Source organism: Gordonia sp. OPL2 (assembly GCF_003797825.1).
GTDB lineage: Bacteria > Actinomycetota > Actinomycetes > Mycobacteriales > Mycobacteriaceae > Gordonia.
In genome coordinates this window covers 17,980-34,322 of the sequence record NZ_RKME01000035.1, presented here as the reverse complement: position 1 = coordinate 34,322, position 16,343 = coordinate 17,980, and the positions used below count along the sequence as shown (strand labels likewise).

Below are 16,343 nucleotides of genomic sequence, written 5' to 3'. Positions count from 1 at the left end.
TCGCTCCTCAGCGATCGTCAAACAACCGGGCCGGGTGGGGTCACGCCCCGATGATCGCGGCGAGTTCGTCGACGGGAGTCTCGGATCCGAGGACCTGGATGGCGACGTGATCGGCGCCGGCGTCCAGGTGCGCATCGACCTGGCGCCGCACCGACGCCGCGTCACCATGCGCGACCAATGCGTCGATCAGCTCGTCACTGCCACCGTCGGCGATGTCGGCATCGGTGTAGCCCAGCCGCTTCAGGTTCGCCGTGTAGTTCTGCAGATGCAGGTAGGGCTGGTCCACCGGCGGACGGCCCACGGCCCGCGCCGCGACGGCATTCGTCTCGACGACGACCTTGTGCTCGGGAGCGAGGAGCACGCCGGCTCCCAGTTCGTCGCGAGCCACCGTCGTGTGGGCCGGTGGTGTGAGGTACGGATGAGCGCCGAGGGCGCGGTCGGCCGACAACCGCAGCATCCGGGGCCCGAGCGCGGCGAGCAGTCGTCGGTTCACCGGTACCGACTTTTCGTCCAGCACATCGAGGTAGGCGCTGACCGCGTCGTACGGCTTGCGGTACTCGGCGGTGGCCTCGGGATGTCCGGCGCCGACACCGAGATAGAAGCGTCCGGGGAAATCGGTCTCCAGCGCGTGGAACTCGTCGGCGATGACCGCTGCGTCGGTGTTCCAGATGTTGACGATGCCGGTGGCGACGGTGATGTGATCGGTCGCCGCGAGAACCTCTCGGACCGGCTGGAGATCCTTGGGCGAGCCGCCGAGCCAGATGGTGCCGAGTCCGAGTTCCTCGATCCGGCGTGCCTCGTCGGCCGAGAACCGACCGTGCCATCCCCATGTGCCGTGCGTGCCGAATCGCGCGATGTGCGCGGCCTTGTCGGAATCCTCGCCGTGCTCTGCGGTGCTCGTGCTGATGTCACTGGTCATGTCGGGGTCAACGACACGGGGCACGCAGAAGATTCCACACGGTTCCGCCCGGCGATTCCGCACCCGAATCCTCTCCGATGACGAAACAGACAAAAAGACCAGCGGGGGTCTAACGGTTGGAACGTCGGAGGCGCCGGGTGATGGTGATCCATCGACATCACACCGACGACTGACATCCCGGGGGTACTCCAGACGTGACCGCATCGTCCACATCAATGTCTTTGGCCGCGCGCGGCTTTCGACGACGCAGATCCGCCTGGCTGGTCACACTCGTCGCCGTCGCGACAACGCTGTCCGCCTGCTCGTCGAGCGCTGGGCCGGAATTGAACACCGACACACCGCTTCCCACCGAGATTCCGGCGGGCACCACGCTGGTCGTCGCCGACCAGCAGAATCAGATCCGGACTCTGCTGCAGGCCAGCGGACTCGAGAAGACACTTCCGTTCGCCGTCGAATACGCCAACTTCGTCGGCGGCCCGGCCGTGCTCGAGGCGTTTCGCGCCGGCACCGCCGACGTCGCACCGGTCGGCGACGTACCACCTGTGCACGCGGCCGCGACCGGACAGCAGGTCCCGATCATCCTCGCCCGCGAGGTCAAACCGTCGAGCATGTCGCTGGCGACGAGCCCGGGCACGACGATCCGCTCCCTCCACGATCTGCGGGGAAAGAAGATCGCCTACGCCGAAGGTACGGCCCAGCAGGTCGTCGTCCTCCGTGCTCTGCAGAATGCGGGACTGTCGACCGACGACGTCGAGCTGACCCGACTGCAACTCGCCGAGTTCTCCGAGGCGCTCGGCGCCGGTGAGGTCGACGTCGCGCCACTCAACGAGCCACGCCTGACCCGCTACCTGCGCGACCACGGACGCGACGGCGCATCCATCGTGGACCCGGCCGTCGCCGGAAAGATCAGTGAGGGCCTCAGCTACGTGTATGCGCGCGGCGAGTCGCTGGCCGAGCCCGCGAAGGCCGCTGCACTGCGGGCCCTCACCACCACACTCGTGCAGGCCTTCCACTGGACGAACACCCATCCGGTGGAATGGATCAACGCCTACTACGTCGACGATCAGAAGGTGTCCGAGGCCGACGGCTGGAAGATCCTGCAGAGCAACGGCACAACGGCGATCCCGGCGCTCGACGGCGCACTCGTCGCACGTCAGCAGGGAACCATCGACCTGCTCGACAAGGCCGACGCCCTGCCTGAACCGGTGACGTCCGCCGACCTCTTCGATCTCCGCTTCGCGCCGGTGGTCGACGACGCCGTCCGCAAGTACGGCGCAACCCGCCGACCGGAAGACGTGGCCCGATGACAACGGCGACGATCCGTCACTCCGCCACCGGAATCCCGACGCCTGGCGAGGCCGCGGCTCCGGTCCTCGAGCGCCGTCACGGCAACGCTCGCCGTCGCCTCGGTCCCGGTCGCCGCATCCCGGGCGGATGGCTCGTCGGACCGGCACTGCTGCTGCTCATCTGGATCGTCGGCTCCGCAACGGGTGTCATCGACGCACGAACACTGCCCGCTCCGGGGACGATCGCCGCGACGACGGCGGAACTCTGGGCCGACGGCCGGCTGCCGGAGAACATCCTGGCGTCCCTGCGTCTCGCGTCGATCTCGCTGGTCATCGGCGTCGTTCTCGGAGTCGTCCTGGCCTTGATCGCCGGCTTGAGCCGGGTGGGCGAGGCGATCGTCGACGGACCCATCCAGATCAAACGTGCCATCCCGACGCTGGCCATCATCCCACTGGCGATCCTCTGGTTCGGGATCGGCGACCAGATGAAGATCATCATCATCGCGACCAGCGTGCTGATACCGGTCTACATCAATACCCATGCCCAACTGCGCGGCGTCGACGTCCGCTATGTCGAGCTCGCTCAGACCGTGAAACTCTCCCAGTGGCAGTTCATCCGACGCGTCGCGCTGCCCGGCGCCGTTCCCGGGTTCTTCACCGGACTCCGCCTGGCCGTGACCATCTCCTGGCTCGCCCTGGTCGTCGTCGAGCAGGTCAACGCGACGCAGGGGGTCGGCTATCTCATGAACCAGGCCCGCGTGTACGGACAGCTCGACATCGTCGTCGTCGGACTGGTCGTCTACGCCGTGTTCGGTCTCGTCGGTGACGTCATCGTCCGTGCGATCGAGAGGAGGGCACTGTCATGGCGCAGGTCGCTGGGCTGAACCGCCCGTCCGTCGATGAGGCGGGACACGGAACAGTGCTCGCCGCACGCGATCTCACCCGCCGCTACGGGGACCGGGCGGTCCTCGACGGCATCGATCTGACCATCGTGTCGGGCGAGTTCGTGGCACTGCTCGGACGCAGCGGCAGCGGCAAGAGCACCCTGCTGCGTGCGGTCGCGGGTCTGGACGCCGGCGTTGACGGCACCGGCGAACTCGATGTGGCGCAGGAGACCTCGGTGGTCTTCCAGGATTCGCGACTGCTGCCGTGGGCGCGAGTGCTGCCCAATGTCATCCTGGGACTCTCCGGCCGCGATGCCCGGGCGGCCGGACAGGGCGCACTCGACGACGTCGGACTGGGCGGACGCGAGAACGCCTGGCCGAACGAGCTTTCCGGCGGCGAACAGCAGCGAGCCGCGCTGGCCCGGTCGCTGGTACGTCGACCGGATCTCCTGCTCGCCGACGAGCCGTTCGGCGCGCTCGACGCACTGACACGGTTACGGATGCACACCCTGCTCCGTCGGCTCTGCGACAAGTATCGGCCCGGGGTGCTGCTCGTCACCCACGACGTCGACGAGGCGGTGACCCTCGCCGACCGTGTCCTCGTCCTCGACGACGGCAGATTCGTCGCCGACCGTGACCTCACCGACCTCAGAACGCACCGCTCACTGCGCGATCCCGCATTCGTCGCACACCGCGAAGCGCTCCTCGAGGCGCTCGGTGTCGAGACCACAACGAACGGATAGGAACTCATGCCTGCCGAGCAGAAACGTCAACTCCACCTCAACGCGTTCATCTACCCCGCGGGACATCACGAGGCTGCGTGGCGGCATCCGTCCTCGCAACCCGAGCGGATTTTCGACGCCGACTACTACCAGCAGATCGGACGCACGGCCGAGGCCGCCCGCTTCGACGCCGTGTTTCTCGCAGACGGCCCGGCCCTGCGCTCGGAAGCCCGCTACAGCACCGCCGGGCGACTCGAGCCGGTCACCCTGCTGACCAGCATCGCGGCGGCCACCGAACGCATCGGCCTGATCGCCACCGCATCCACCACCTATTACGAGCCGTACAACCTGGCGCGCCTGTTCTCGAGCCTCGACTTCCTGTCCAAGGGACGGGCAGGCTGGAACATCGTCACGACCTCGAGTGAGGCGGCAGCCGAGAACTTCGGTCTGCCGGCCCATCCCGACCCGGCGATCCGCTACGAGCGGGCACGCGAGTTCGTCGACGCCACCATTCGACTCTGGGACAGCTGGGAGGACGATGCCGTCGTCCTCGACCGCGACTCAGGGATCTACGCCGACACCGACAAGATCCACCGCGCCGAGTTCATCGGCACGCACCTTGCGGTCCGTGGCCCGTTCAACGCACCGCGCTCACCGCAGGGTCATCCGGTCCTCGTCCAGGCGGGGGCGTCGAACGACGGACGCGCGTTCGCTGCGCAGTACGCCGAGGCCATCTTCACCGCCCATCAGCTCAAAGAGCACGCCCAGGCCTTCTACGCCGACATCCGAACACGTGCAGAGTCGTTGGGCCGCAACCCCGATCACATCAAGATCCTGCCGGGCATCAGTCCTTTCATCGGCGGGACCGAGCGGGAGGCGAGGGCTCTCGAGCGGGAGTTCGACGAACTCACCGTCCCGGCGTACGGGCTCTATCAGTTGCGCGGGATCACCGAGGTCGATCTGTCCTCTCTCGATCTCGACGGCCCTGTCCCACCCGACATCTTCGGCGACGCCGGGGATGTCACCGACAACACCCGCAGCCGCAAACAGGTGGTCGCGGGGATCGTGGCGCGTGAGAAGCCGACGGTCCGGGGGCTCCTGCACCGTCTCGCCGGGGCTCGCGGACACCGCGTGGTGGCCGGAACGCCGGAGCAGATCGCCGACACCATCTCCGACTGGTTCACCCACGGTGCCGCAGACGGTTTCAACGTGATGCCACCGTTCTATCCGGGTGGGCTCGAGGCATTCACCGAGACCGTCGTCCCGCTGCTGCGACAACGCGGCCTCTTTCGGACCGAATACACGGGCACCACGCTGCGTGAACATTTCGGTCTACCCCGTCCGGTGAGCCGATTCGCCGACGGGCGTGTCGCATCGCACGCAGGTTGAACGGACCCCCGGCCGGGCCCTCGCGTCGTTGTCATCGCGTGACGTGGCAGCCTGGTGCGCATGCGAGCAGTCGTCCAACGTGTCTCCGAGGCCTCCGTGGTCGTCGACGGCAAGACGGTCGGTGCGCTCGACCTCGCCGACGGCCGCCTCGGTCTGGTCGCCCTGATCGGGGTGACCCACGACGACACCGACGAGCAGGCCGTACGGCTGGCCGACAAGATCTGGCGGCTGCGCATCCTCGACACCGACGACGCCGGTCGTGAGCGGTCCGCCTCCGATGTCGGCGCCCCGATCCTGGTGATCAGCCAGTTCACGCTGTACGCCAACACTGTGAAGGGTCGGCGTCCCTCGTGGAATGCGGCGGCTCCCGGTCCGATCGCCGAACCGCTCGTCGAGCGGGTCATCGGGGCGTTGCGCAATGCCGGGGCGAACGTCGCGACCGGCCGATTCGGCGCCCACATGCACGTCCACCTCGTCAACGACGGCCCGGTCACGCTCATCCTCGACACCTGACCGAGGGCACGGTCGCACTCCGCGCAGTACTGTCGACCTCGTGGGACGTATCACCTCCCGACGACGGGTGACCAGGATTCGCCGCGGCATCGCGCCGACGGCGCGTGCCGACGTCCTCGCCGTCGAGGAGCCGTTGGAGATCCGCCTCGACGGCGATCGGTTCGCCGTCACCATGCGCACCCCCGGCAACGACGTCGAGCTCGCGATCGGATTCCTCGTGTCCGAGGGCGTCGTCACCACCGCGGATGCCGTCATGACGGCGCGGTACTGCGCGGGCACCGACGACGACGGCGCCAACACCTACAACGTCCTCGACATCGCCCTCGCACCGGACGTCACGATCCCCGTGACGCTTCGCGCCCGCGATCTGCCCATCACCAGTGCCTGCGGCGTGTGCGGCAAGGACAGCATCGAATCGGTCACGACCCGATCGGCGTTCGACGTCGGCACCCTGACGACGCCGATCGACGCCGAACTGCTGCTGGCCCTCCCCGACCGGTTACGCGATGAACAGAAGGTCTTCGACAAAACCGGCGGGCTGCACGCGGCGGGTCTGTTCGATGCGACGACCGGCGAACTGTTGGCCGTCCGCGAGGACGTCGGCCGCCACAACGCGGTCGACAAGGTCGTCGGCTGGGCGACCACCCAGCAGCGACTCCCCCTGCACAACACAGTCCTCCAGGTCTCCGGACGTGCCAGTTTCGAACTCGTGCAGAAGGCGGCGATGGCCGGGATCCCGGTCCTGTCGGCCGTCTCCGCGCCGTCCTCGCTCGCCGCCGAACTCGCCGACGAACGCCGCATCACGCTCATCGGGTTCTCGCGCGGGGACTCGATGGTCGTCTACACCCACGCCGACCGGGTCGACGCCACACCGGCGCCGTTGTCGGCCCGGTCGTCCTGAGGCTCCCGGCCGTCCGGTCGCCGAGCTGATTCACCACAGTCAACATTCGCCACACTTTTCGGCATTTGTCCGATTACGCTGCCTCCTAGGACAGCGACCGCAACCATCGGAGTGGTCCGGTTCCACCCGGTTTCATCCCCTAGAGTCGGAGAATCGTGTCATGGATGCACAGCAGATCCGGGCCGCCTACCTCGCGATGATGGCCGAACGCGGCCACACGATCATCGATCGGGCATCGCTGGTTCCCCACGACGATCCGACGACACTGTTCACTGGAAGCGGCATGCAGCCGCTGCTGCGTTTCCTCCTCGGCGAACCGCATCCCGCCGGGAACCGCCTCGCCGACGTCCAACCCTGTGTTCGCGCACAGGACATCGAGGAGGTCGGCGACAACCGGCACACCACCTTCTTCGAGATGCTCGGCAACTGGAGTCTCGGTGACTATTTCAAGGCCGAACAGATTCCGATGTTCTTCTCGTTCCTCGTCGACGTCGTCGGGCTCGACCCGAATCGGATCTACGTCAGTGTGTTCTCCGGCGACACCGAACACGGCATTCCCCGCGACGAGGAGAGTGCCGACATATGGACCGAGCTGTTCCAGAACGCCGGCGTCTCGGCCGATCGCGTCGACCTGATCACCGAGGAACACGGCAACGACGTCGGCAATCAAGGCGCCCGGATCGCCTTCTACCAGGACAAGAACTGGTGGTCGCGGGCCGGCGGACCGAACGAGATGCCCGTCGGTGACCCGGGCGGACCGGACTCGGAGGTCTTCTACTACTTCCCTCAGGTCACCCACGATACCGCGTATGGTCGCTTCCCCCACCAGAACTCCGACGGTGGGCAGTACCTGGAGATCGGCAACTCGGTGTTCATGCAGTACCGCCGGACCGTCGGGGACGACGGCGCAGGCTTCGCCGAACTACCCCACCGCAACGTCGACTACGGCGGCGGTCTCGAGCGGATCGCAGCAGCGGCGATCGACAGTCCGGACGTCTTCCGGGTCAGCCTGCTCTGGCCGATCATCGAGAAACTCCAGGAGCTGTCCGGGAAGTCATACGACGACGAGACCCACGCGATGCGGATCGTCACCGACCACGTGCGCGGCGCCGTCTTCCTCGCGGCCGACGGCGTGACACCGAGCAACCGGGAGGCCGGCTACGTGATGCGGCGTCTGCTGCGCCGCGCGATCCGGTTCGCGACCGAGCTCGGTGTGGAGAACAACGTGCTGGCACCTCTCGTCGACGTCGTCGCCGACATATACGCCGACGCCTATCCGGAGGTCGGTGACAAACGCGAGACCATCGTCAAGGTCCTCCAGAAGGAGGAACGCGCCTTCCGCCGCACCCTCAACAAGGGCCTGCGTGAACTCCGCCACATCGCCAAGGAGGACCGCCCGATCACCGGCGACGACTTCTTCACGCTCAGTGACACATTCGGGTTTCCGGTCGAGCTGAGCACCGAGGAGGCGCAGCGTCAGGGTCTGGTCCTGTCGACCGACTGGCGGGCCGAATTCGACGGCCGCCGTGAGGAGCAGCGCCGGAGGTCGCAGGCGGCCACCAAGCTCGGAGCGCACGAGTAGTCGGGTCCGGGGACCCTTCGTGACGCTCGCACGCTCGCTCCTCAGGGATCAACGACCGTGTGCCTCTCATCATCCGCCCCCTGAGGTGCGAGGAGCGTAGCGTACGGCCACGTCCGCTCCCTGAGGTGCGAGGAGCGTAGCGACGAAGCCACGAAGGGTCAGTCCCCCTTCCCCGACGCGGCGAGGCGGACCAGCTGTCCGGGTGTGGCGTCGGGAAGGTAGGCGCGGGAGATCGCCAATCCGATTCGCGGGAGGTCACTCTCGTCGCGGAAGGCGAGGAAGACCGGCTCGTAGCGGGGACTGAACTTCTTCTTGAAGGCGTGCAGCGAGCGGAATCCGTAGAACGGCTCCATGGCAGCGCCGAGGCTGTCGAGCAGACGATCCATGCCCTCCTCCTCCGCGGCATCCGCGCTGCGGGCAAGCGGCGCACCCGACAGCGAGATGAACTGCGCCCCCTCCTCTTTGAACGCCATCGCCGACGACGCGATCAGATACTCGATGACCGGACCGAACCCGTCGGTGCGCCTGCGCATGACGTCGAGGGTCCAGCCGCGGACGGTGCCGTGCTCGGTCTGCTCCCCGTCGCCACCGGCGGGTCCGTACACGGGCAGCCATGACAGCACCCCATGGACGCTGCCGGTGTCGTCGAGCGCGAGTGCCACGCGCACTTCGGGATCCATCGCCTCGTCGACGCTGCCGAGCGTGAATCCCATCTCGGGCAGCCCTTTGTCGCCCACCCATTCCTCGGAGATCGCCCGCACCTGCGACTTGATCGAGAACGACTCGTCGGCGAGGACCACCGAGCGGAAGGTGATGTTCTCCTTCTTCGCCTTGTTCATGGCCGACCGGACGTGCTGCCACGGCTTGCCCTTGAATGCCAGTTCGGGCAGGTCGACGATGGTGTCCTCGGCGATCTGCAGACTGCGCCATCCGAGTTCGTCGGCGATCTGCGCGGTCTCGGCTCCGACCGAGAACCAGCACGGTGTCTTGCCACTGCGCTCGGCGAGGTCGATGAAAGCCCGGACCGCCTCCCGACGTCCCGCGGGATCGCAGACGGGATCCGCCAGCGCGAGCAGCGTTCCCATGTGCCGCTGATATGCGACGGCACCGGCACCGTCGTCGGTGAAGAGGTATTCGTTGCCGGGCCATGTGATCATCCACGACATCGTTCCGCCGCCGTGCTCGTGCAGCAGATCCTTCACGTCAACGACGGGATCGCCTTCGCCCGCGCCCACCCGCTTGGTACGCCACGGCACCCGGAAGGCGAATCGGCCCGGGATGAGCACGGCGAGAACCACACACCACAGCAGTGTCGTGCCGACAGTGACGCCACCCTCCGCCTCGAAATCCGACAGTGCCACCAAGGCGACCACAAGGACGGTGACGACGACGTTGAGGAGACCGATCACGATCGCCACCCACCAGGCCCATCGTCGGCCTCGGCGCAACTGATCGGCGATCAGCAGGTTGATCACCAGGATGATCAGCATCGAGAAGGTGGACTCGTCGCCGGAGTCGGTCGGCCCGAGCGGTCCGCTGCCGGGGAAGAAGAACACGAGCAGGTTGGCCGCCGCGATGAGCAGCACACCCGCGCATCCCAGCATCCGGACCTCGCGGCGGGTCCGGGGCAGGTAGCCGTGTTCGGCGGTGCTGAAGTACCGCTCACCGATGGGCAGCAGGATGATCGTGGCCAGAACGTATTGGACTGTGCCGAAGGTGCCCTCGAACAGGAAGGTGATCGCCACGACGGCACCCAGCAGGACACGGATCCGAAGGCGCCACGGTGATCGCAACGTCGCCGACGCGACCGCGACCGCGGCCACCACCATCGTGATCACCCCGGTTCCGCGGGAATCCGCCAGGTGGTCGATCCACTGCCACGATGTGAAGTCGCGGCTGAACAGCCACACCAGCAGCACCGTCAACAGCTCCGCGACGATCTTGCCGCCGATCGCCACGATGGCGACGCGCGCCGTCCCGAGACGCCATTCGGCCCAGCCGATCCCGACGGCGATCAGGACCAGCGCAATGGCGTACTTTCCGGGACTGGGCTCGAACACCGACGAGGTGAGCAGTGTCCACCACTTGCCCTCCTCGACGGCGGGAAGGCCGAAAGCGACGTCGTGATACCAGGACTTGTGACTCGCGTGATCCCACAGCGACCCGGTGACGAGGCCGAGGACGAAGACCAGCACCCACAGCGTCAGGGTGAAGGGCAGTCGCACAAGGGCGGTCGCGATCGCCCGGATTCGTGTGACGAGGGCGCTCGGCGCCTCATCGACGTTCTCGACGGTGGGTGCGCTCATTCGGGTATCCCCAATCGCTTGGCCAGCCATGGCATCTGCTGACGCAGGCCGGCCGACCACACCGCGAACGTGTGGGCGCCCGGCACCTCGGAGTAGTGCACGTCCATCCCAGCACGTTTGGCGGCCTCATAGGTGGCTTGCACGCCCGATTTGTACTCCGTGTCGCCCGATCCGACGACGAACGCACCGGCCGAATCCGGATACTGCCGGGTGGCCATCAGGTCCATCGGGTTCACGGCGCGGAAGGCGGCGGCGTCGCCGCCGAAGGCCACATCGATCGTGCGCTGTCGAGATCCCAGGGTGGGTTCGAGCTGGCCGGAGATGTCGAGGAACGTCGGGTACAACTCGGGATAGTTCGTCGCCAGCTGCAACGAGCAGGTACCGCCGTAGGACAGTCCCGACGCCGCCCATTTCGTCCGCGCCGTGTCGGCGTTACGCAGATTCTCTCCGACCCAATCGGGTACGTCCTGGGTGAGGTAGGTGGCGACGTTGCCGAGCTTAGAGTCGACGCAGATCGGGTTGCCCAGTTCGGTTCCGGTCGCGTCGGCGACCACGACGATCGGTGTCAGGCCGTGATGGGTGCGGGCGAACTCGTCCATCGTGCTCACGAGTTGGCCACCGAGCAGCCAGTCGTCCGGGGAACCGGGCTGTCCGGCCATCAGCACGAGCACCGGGAGCCGTGGCGTGGGCGTGGTGAACGTGGCGGGCGGCAGGTAGATCTTGGCCGGCCGCGTCTGGAAGCCGGACTTGGTGCCCGGGATCGTGGCCGTCAGAATCCGCCCGCCGCCGGTCATCCCGGCGGGCTCGTGCCACTCGTCGATCGGTACGACCCGCAGACTGTGATCGTCGAGTTGGGAGAGCGACACCGAACTCGCACCGACGTCGCCCATGAGTGCACCGACGGTCGGGTAGGCGGCGAAACTGATGTTGATCTGCGACAGCCCCATCGTGATGGCCAACAGTCCCGCGACGATCGTGACAAGCTTCTGCGCGACGCCGCGTCCCACGATGAATCGCGCCACCATGAGGATCGCGGCGAGCACGGCCACACCGCCCGATATGTAGACCTTCGTCTGGATCGGCTCGGGAAAGGGATGCCAGACGTCCTCGATGATGTAACGGATCGCGATCGTGCCGACCACCGCGACGGCGATCGACACGGGCACCACGACGAGCAGGTAACGGACGCTGGGATACACGATCAACCAGAGGAATCCGAGAATACCGAGAATGGTGACGCTGACCGGAACCCAACCACCGACGATCGACAGTGACGAGGAAAGTCCCATCTCCACCCTCCGCCGCAATGGACTTCGGGGGCCGGCCGCAACCGGTGAATCCCGAGGTGGAGACAGCCGGATCACGCGAAACGGTGTCAGACCACCGGCACCAAGCCGTCAGTGGAGGACATACGGATCGAACGTATCAAGGGCACCCCAACCGGCGCATCCCCCTCGCTCTCTTGCGAGATAGCGAAAGCGTAATGCACACATCGACATCGCGCAGCATATTCGACAACTTCTGTTCACCGGCGATCTCCGACGGTGACAGCGACCGGAGATCAGCTCGGTCGGGTCGTCAGAATCCGCGGGCCGTCACCGGTCACGACGACCGTGTGCTCCCAGTGCGCGGCGCGGGACCCGTCGTCGGTGACGACGGTCCAGTCGTCGTCGGCGACGCTGGTCTCGGTGGTACCGAGTGTGAGCATCGGCTCGATGGCGAGAGTGGAGCCGATGACGAGTACCGGACCGCGATTGGGTTTGCCCTCGTTCGCGAGGAAGGGCTCCATGTGCATCTCGCGTCCGATGCCGTGTCCCCCGTACCCGGACACGATCCCGAACGACCTGCCGAACTTCTGTTCCGCCGCGCGGGTGCCGGTCTCGATCGCGTGCGAGATGTCGGTCAGGCGTGCACCTTCGACCATGGCCGCGATCCCGGCCTCCATCGACAGACGTGTCGCCTCCGACAGGTCTGCGTCGGCGTCGGACAGTTCGCCGACACCGAAGGTCCACGCGGAGTCTCCGTGCCAGCCGTCGAGGATGGCTCCACAGTCGATCGACACGAGGTCTCCCTCGCAGAGCACGGTGTCCGACGTCGGGATCCCGTGGACGACGACCTCGTTCACCGAGCTGCAGATGGAGCCCGGGAATCCGTGGTAGCCCTTGAACGACGGGACCGCACCCGCCTCGCGGATCACGGTCTCGGCGACCTCGTCGAGGTCGAGTGTGGTCGCGCCGGCCACCGCCGCCGCGCGAACGGCCACGAGCGCGTTGCCGACGACGGCACCGGCCGCAGCCATGGCATCGACCTCACCGGCGCTCCGGAACGGAACCGGTTTGGGTTTGCGAAATGCCATGGGCGCGACCGATCTCTGTGGTGATCGCCGGGATCAGGAAACGCCGGCGCCGAGGGCGCTCAGCACGCGCTGATGCACGTCCTGCACGTCACCGACGGCGTCGATGGTCTTGACCTCGTCGCCGTAGTACTCGAGGAGCGGCGCGGTTTCCTTGGTGTACACCGCCATCCGGTTACGGATGACCTCTTCGGTGTCGTCGGCGCGCCCACGGGCCATCATGCGCTCGACGACGACGTCGGTGTCCACCACGAACGACAGCACGGCGTCGAGGCCGGTGTCCAGCTTGGCGAGGATGTCCTTGAGTGCGTCGGCCTGCTCGGTCGAGCGGGGGAAGCCGTCGAGGATGAATCCCTTTGCGGCATCGGGCTCGCCGACGCGGGCACGAACCATGTCGACAGTGATCTCGGACGGGACCAGATCACCGGCGTCGAGGTAGCGCTTGGCCTCGATACCGACGGCCGTGCCCTCGGAGATGTTGGCGCGGAACAGGTCTCCCGTGGAGATGTGCGGAATGCCCAGTGCCTCGGACAGAAGTTCCGCCTGAGTGCCTTTACCTGCGCCGGGGGGGCCGAGAATCACGAGTCTCACTTGAGGAACCCTTCGTACTTGCGTTGCATCAATTGACTGTTGATTTGCTTCATCGTGTCCAGACCCACGCCGACCATGATCAACACGGCCGTGCCCCCAAATGGCAGGTTCTGCACACCACCGCTGTTACCGATCTCGAGGAACAGGTTTGGCAGTACGGCGATGATACCCAGGTAGATCGAACCCGGCAGTGTGATGCGGCTCAACACATAGCCGAGGTAGTCCGCCGTCGGTGTGCCCGGGCGGATACCCGGGATGAAGCCGCCGTACTTCTTCATGTCGTCGGCGCGCTCTTCGGGATTGAACGTGACCGCGACGTAGAAGTACGTGAAGAAGATGATCATCAGGAAGTACACGAGGATGTACACCCAGCTGCTGGGATCCGTCAGGTACTGGCTGATGTAGCGCTGCCAGGTCGACTGCTCGCCGCTCGAGCCCTGCGTCAACTGCAGGATCAGCTGCGGGAGATACAGCAGCGATGAGGCGAAGATCACCGGGATGACGCCGGCCTGATTCACCTTGAGCGGCAGATACGTCGACGATCCGCCGTACATCTTGCGGCCGACCATGCGCTTGGCGTACTGCACCGGGATTCGGCGCTGGCCCTGCTCGATGAAGACCACGCCCGCCACGATCAACAGGGCGGCGACGCAGACGAGGCCGAAGACCAGTCCGCCGCGGGTGTCGAGAATCGTCTTGCCCTCGGCCGGGATTCGGGCCGCGATACCGGCGAAGATCAGCAGGGACATGCCGTTGCCCACGCCCCGCTCGGTGATCAGCTCACCGAACCACATGACGACACAGGCACCGGCGGTCATGACGAGCACGATGATCGCGAGTCCGAAGATGGACTGGTCGTTGAGGATCTGATCGCCTGTCGAGCAATCCTGCAGCAGCTGACCGCGGTCGGCCAGCGCCACGATGCCGGTCGACTGCAGCAATGCCAGTGCGACAGTGAGATAACGCGTGTACTGCGTCATCTTCGCCTGGCCGGACTGCCCCTCCTTGCGCAACTGCTCGAAACGCGGGATCACCACGGTCAACAGCTGGACGATGATGCTCGCCGTGATGTAGGGCATGATGCCGATCGCGAACACCGACAGCTGCAGGAGTGCGCCGCCGGAGAACATGCTGATCAGCGAATAGATGTTGGCCGAGTCGCCGCGCGAGACCTCGTCGAGACACGCATGGACGGCCTTGTAGTCGACGCCGGGGGAAGGAATGGTCGCACCCAGTCGATACAGCACGATGATGCCGATGACGAAGAGGATCTTCTTCCTCAGATCGGGCGTCCGGAAGGCCGCGACGAGGGGGGAAAACACTAACTCCTCCTAGGAACGACCACGCGGATGGACTCGAACGTCCCCCCACGTGCTCGGCAATCGACGGTGATCGAAGCGTCAAGACAACGCTTGAACTCTAACAGTCACGCCATCGGCCCTTGTCAGCGCGACGGGCCGATGTCCGCCTTGTCCGGGCGATCACCTGTCGGTGGCCCCTCGAACAGCGAGACCGCCGGCAGGTCGGCAATGTATCCGCTGGATGTCATTGCCGACCGCCGACGGTGACGGACTCGATTCAGAGCTCGGTGACGCTGCCACCGGCAGCGGCGATCTTCTCCTTGGCCGAAGCCGTGAACTTGTTGGCGGTGACGTCGACCTTGACGCCGAGGTCGCCGTCGCCGAGGACCTTCACCAACTGGTTCTTGCGGACCGCGCCGGCCGCGACGAGCTCGTCGACGCCGATGGTGCCGCCCTGCGGGAACAGCTTGGCGATGTCGCCGACATTGACGACCTGATACTCGACCCGGTTGCGGTTGGTGAAGCCCTTGAGCTTCGGCAGCCGCATGTGGATCGGCATCTGGCCACCCTCGAAGGCAGCGGGCACGTTCTTACGTGCCTTGGTGCCCTTGGTGCCACGGCCCGCGGTTTTACCCTTGGAGCCCTCGCCGCGACCCACGCGGGTCTTCTCGGTCTTCGCGCCCGGAGCGGGGCGAAGATGATGGAGCTTGATTGTCATTACTTGACCTCTTCAACTGTCACGAGGTGCCGAACCACGTTGATGAGGCCGCGGTTGATCGGGGTGTCCTCGCGGGTGACCGACTTGCGGATGCCCTTCAGTCCGAGGGTCCGCAGACTGTCACGCTGGTTCTGCTTGGTACCGATGGTGCCCTTGATCTGGGTGATCTTGAGTTCTGCCATGTCGATCAGACTCCCTGGCCGGCGCGGGCACGCAACATGCCCGCGGGTGCGACATCTTCGATCGGCAGACCACGACGTGCGGCGACCTCTTCCGGACGCTGCAGCATCTTCAGCGCGGCAACGGTGGCATGGACCACGTTGATCGCGTTGTCGCTGCCGAGGCTCTTGGCGAGGACGTCGTGGACGCCCGCGCACTCCAGCACGGCACGCACCGCGCCACCGGCGATGACACCGGTACCGGGGCTGGCCGGACGCAACATCACGACACCGGCCGCGGCCTCACCCTGAACCGGGTGGGTCACGGTGCCGGCGATCAGCGGCACGCGGAAGAAGTTCTTGCGAGCCTCCTCGACGCCCTTCTGGATCGCGGCCGGGACTTCCTTGGCCTTGCCGTAGCCGACGCCGACCATGCCCTGACCGTCGCCGACGACGACGAGAGCGGTGAAGGAGAACCGACGTCCACCCTTGACCACCTTGGACACACGGTTGATGGCGACGACCCGCTCGAGCTGGTTGCGATCCTCGCGGTCGCGACCTCCGCGGTCGTCACGACGGCCACGGCCGCCGCCACGGCGGTCGTTGCCGCCGGCTGCATTCTGGTTGTTGTCGTTTCCGGCGGGTCCGTTTCCGCCGTCACGCTGACGTCCGGGCATCAGAGGTCCCCTCCGGTGTTGACTGTCGTGCTTGTGTAGATGG

The 16,343-nt window shown here is 66.3% G+C and carries 16 protein-coding genes; 7 read left to right on the top strand and 9 right to left on the bottom strand.

Features of this window, described 5'->3' with window-relative positions; translation table 11 throughout:
• Window positions 1–40: 40 nt before the first annotated feature.
• Complete coding sequence (locus EEB19_RS23410) at window positions 41–919, bottom strand: LLM class F420-dependent oxidoreductase (protein ID WP_187589725.1); 879 nt, start codon at window positions 917–919, stop codon at window positions 41–43.
• Between the two features lie 215 nt (window positions 920–1,134).
• Between EEB19_RS23410 and EEB19_RS23405 the strand changes: the two genes are divergently transcribed.
• The 7 genes from EEB19_RS23405 (at window position 1,135) to EEB19_RS23375 (ending at window position 8,196) form a co-directional block, all read left to right on the top strand.
• Window positions 1,135–2,226 (top strand): ABC transporter substrate-binding protein, encoded by a 1,092-nt coding sequence (locus tag EEB19_RS23405; protein ID WP_187589724.1) that lies wholly within the window; start codon window positions 1,135–1,137, stop codon window positions 2,224–2,226.
• On the top strand, window positions 2,223–3,089 hold the full coding sequence (locus EEB19_RS23400; protein WP_187589723.1) for an ABC transporter permease: 867 nt from the start codon (window positions 2,223–2,225) through the stop codon (window positions 3,087–3,089). The genes EEB19_RS23405 and EEB19_RS23400 overlap by 4 nt, the downstream gene beginning before the upstream one ends.
• Window positions 3,068–3,832 carry an ABC transporter ATP-binding protein gene (locus tag EEB19_RS23395; RefSeq protein ID WP_187589722.1) on the top strand — a complete coding sequence of 255 codons (765 nt, stop codon included), beginning with the start codon at window positions 3,068–3,070 and terminating at the stop codon, window positions 3,830–3,832. The genes EEB19_RS23400 and EEB19_RS23395 overlap by 22 nt, the downstream gene beginning before the upstream one ends.
• A 6-nt stretch (window positions 3,833–3,838) precedes the next feature.
• Complete coding sequence (locus tag EEB19_RS23390; protein WP_187589721.1) at window positions 3,839–5,200, top strand: LLM class flavin-dependent oxidoreductase; 1,362 nt, start codon at window positions 3,839–3,841, stop codon at window positions 5,198–5,200.
• 60 nt (window positions 5,201–5,260) lie between these two features.
• Window positions 5,261–5,713 carry a D-aminoacyl-tRNA deacylase gene (gene dtd / locus EEB19_RS23385; protein WP_187589720.1) on the top strand — a complete coding sequence of 151 codons (453 nt, stop codon included), beginning with the start codon at window positions 5,261–5,263 and terminating at the stop codon, window positions 5,711–5,713.
• Between the two features lie 40 nt (window positions 5,714–5,753).
• Entirely contained in the window at window positions 5,754–6,614 is an 861-nt protein-coding gene (gene fdhD / locus EEB19_RS23380; RefSeq protein ID WP_187589719.1) for a formate dehydrogenase accessory sulfurtransferase FdhD, read from the top strand.
• Window positions 6,615–6,774: 160 nt separating this feature from the next.
• The gene (locus tag EEB19_RS23375) at window positions 6,775–8,196 is read left to right on the top strand and encodes an alanine--tRNA ligase-related protein (protein WP_187589718.1); all 1,422 of its coding nucleotides are present in this window, start codon (window positions 6,775–6,777) and stop codon (window positions 8,194–8,196) included.
• Window positions 8,197–8,354: 158 nt separating this feature from the next.
• On the opposite strand, the gene EEB19_RS23370 is transcribed toward EEB19_RS23375, so the two are convergent.
• The 8 genes from EEB19_RS23370 to rpsE all read right to left on the bottom strand — a co-directional run bounded on the left by EEB19_RS23370 (window position 8,355) and on the right by rpsE (window position 16,300).
• Window positions 8,355–10,502 (bottom strand): bifunctional lysylphosphatidylglycerol flippase/synthetase MprF, encoded by a 2,148-nt coding sequence (locus EEB19_RS23370; RefSeq protein WP_187589717.1) that lies wholly within the window; start codon window positions 10,500–10,502, stop codon window positions 8,355–8,357.
• Window positions 10,499–11,791: an alpha/beta hydrolase family protein gene (locus EEB19_RS23365; RefSeq protein ID WP_187589716.1), complete on the bottom strand. Its 1,293-nt coding sequence runs from the start codon at window positions 11,789–11,791 to the stop codon at window positions 10,499–10,501. The genes EEB19_RS23370 and EEB19_RS23365 overlap by 4 nt, the downstream gene beginning before the upstream one ends.
• Window positions 11,792–12,063: 272 nt before the next feature.
• A complete protein-coding gene (gene map, locus EEB19_RS23360; protein WP_187589715.1) occupies window positions 12,064–12,858 on the bottom strand; it encodes a type I methionyl aminopeptidase in 795 nt (264 codons plus the stop codon).
• 33 nt (window positions 12,859–12,891) lie between these two features.
• Entirely contained in the window at window positions 12,892–13,446 is a 555-nt protein-coding gene (locus EEB19_RS23355) for an adenylate kinase (RefSeq protein ID WP_187589714.1), read from the bottom strand.
• Window positions 13,443–14,768 carry a preprotein translocase subunit SecY gene (gene secY, locus EEB19_RS23350; RefSeq protein WP_187589713.1) on the bottom strand — a complete coding sequence of 442 codons (1,326 nt, stop codon included), beginning with the start codon at window positions 14,766–14,768 and terminating at the stop codon, window positions 13,443–13,445. The genes EEB19_RS23355 and secY overlap by 4 nt, the downstream gene beginning before the upstream one ends.
• A 256-nt stretch (window positions 14,769–15,024) precedes the next feature.
• Entirely contained in the window at window positions 15,025–15,465 is a 441-nt protein-coding gene (rplO, locus tag EEB19_RS23345; protein WP_187589712.1) for a 50S ribosomal protein L15, read from the bottom strand.
• The gene (gene rpmD, locus EEB19_RS23340) at window positions 15,465–15,647 is read right to left on the bottom strand and encodes a 50S ribosomal protein L30 (protein ID WP_187589711.1); all 183 of its coding nucleotides are present in this window, start codon (window positions 15,645–15,647) and stop codon (window positions 15,465–15,467) included. Before rpmD ends, rplO begins: the two co-directional genes overlap by 1 nt.
• A 5-nt stretch (window positions 15,648–15,652) precedes the next feature.
• Window positions 15,653–16,300 (bottom strand): 30S ribosomal protein S5, encoded by a 648-nt coding sequence (rpsE, locus tag EEB19_RS23335; RefSeq protein WP_187589710.1) that lies wholly within the window; start codon window positions 16,298–16,300, stop codon window positions 15,653–15,655.
• Between the last annotated feature and the right edge of the window lie 43 nt (window positions 16,301–16,343).

Bases quoted from the DNA above. Each gene is read 5' to 3' on its own strand.
- EEB19_RS23410 (WP_187589725.1), bottom strand. From the start codon at position 919: ATGACCAGTGACATCAGCACGAGCACCGCAGAGCACGGCGAGGATTCC.
- EEB19_RS23405 (WP_187589724.1), top strand. From the start codon at position 1,135: ATGTCTTTGGCCGCGCGCGGCTTTCGACGACGCAGATCCGCCTGGCTG.
- EEB19_RS23400 (WP_187589723.1), top strand. From the start codon at position 2,223: ATGACAACGGCGACGATCCGTCACTCCGCCACCGGAATCCCGACGCCT.
- EEB19_RS23395 (WP_187589722.1), top strand. From the start codon at position 3,068: ATGGCGCAGGTCGCTGGGCTGAACCGCCCGTCCGTCGATGAGGCGGGA.
- EEB19_RS23390 (WP_187589721.1), top strand. From the start codon at position 3,839: ATGCCTGCCGAGCAGAAACGTCAACTCCACCTCAACGCGTTCATCTAC.
- dtd (WP_187589720.1), top strand. From the start codon at position 5,261: ATGCGAGCAGTCGTCCAACGTGTCTCCGAGGCCTCCGTGGTCGTCGAC.
- EEB19_RS23375 (WP_187589718.1), top strand. From the start codon at position 6,775: ATGGATGCACAGCAGATCCGGGCCGCCTACCTCGCGATGATGGCCGAA.
- EEB19_RS23370 (WP_187589717.1), bottom strand. From the start codon at position 10,502: ATGAGCGCACCCACCGTCGAGAACGTCGATGAGGCGCCGAGCGCCCTC.
- EEB19_RS23365 (WP_187589716.1), bottom strand. From the start codon at position 11,791: ATGGGACTTTCCTCGTCACTGTCGATCGTCGGTGGTTGGGTTCCGGTC.
- map (WP_187589715.1), bottom strand. From the start codon at position 12,858: ATGGCATTTCGCAAACCCAAACCGGTTCCGTTCCGGAGCGCCGGTGAG.
- rplO (WP_187589712.1), bottom strand. From the start codon at position 15,465: ATGACAATCAAGCTCCATCATCTTCGCCCCGCTCCGGGCGCGAAGACC.
- rpmD (WP_187589711.1), bottom strand. From the start codon at position 15,647: ATGGCAGAACTCAAGATCACCCAGATCAAGGGCACCATCGGTACCAAG.
- rpsE (WP_187589710.1), bottom strand. From the start codon at position 16,300: ATGCCCGGACGTCAGCGTGACGGCGGAAACGGACCCGCCGGAAACGAC.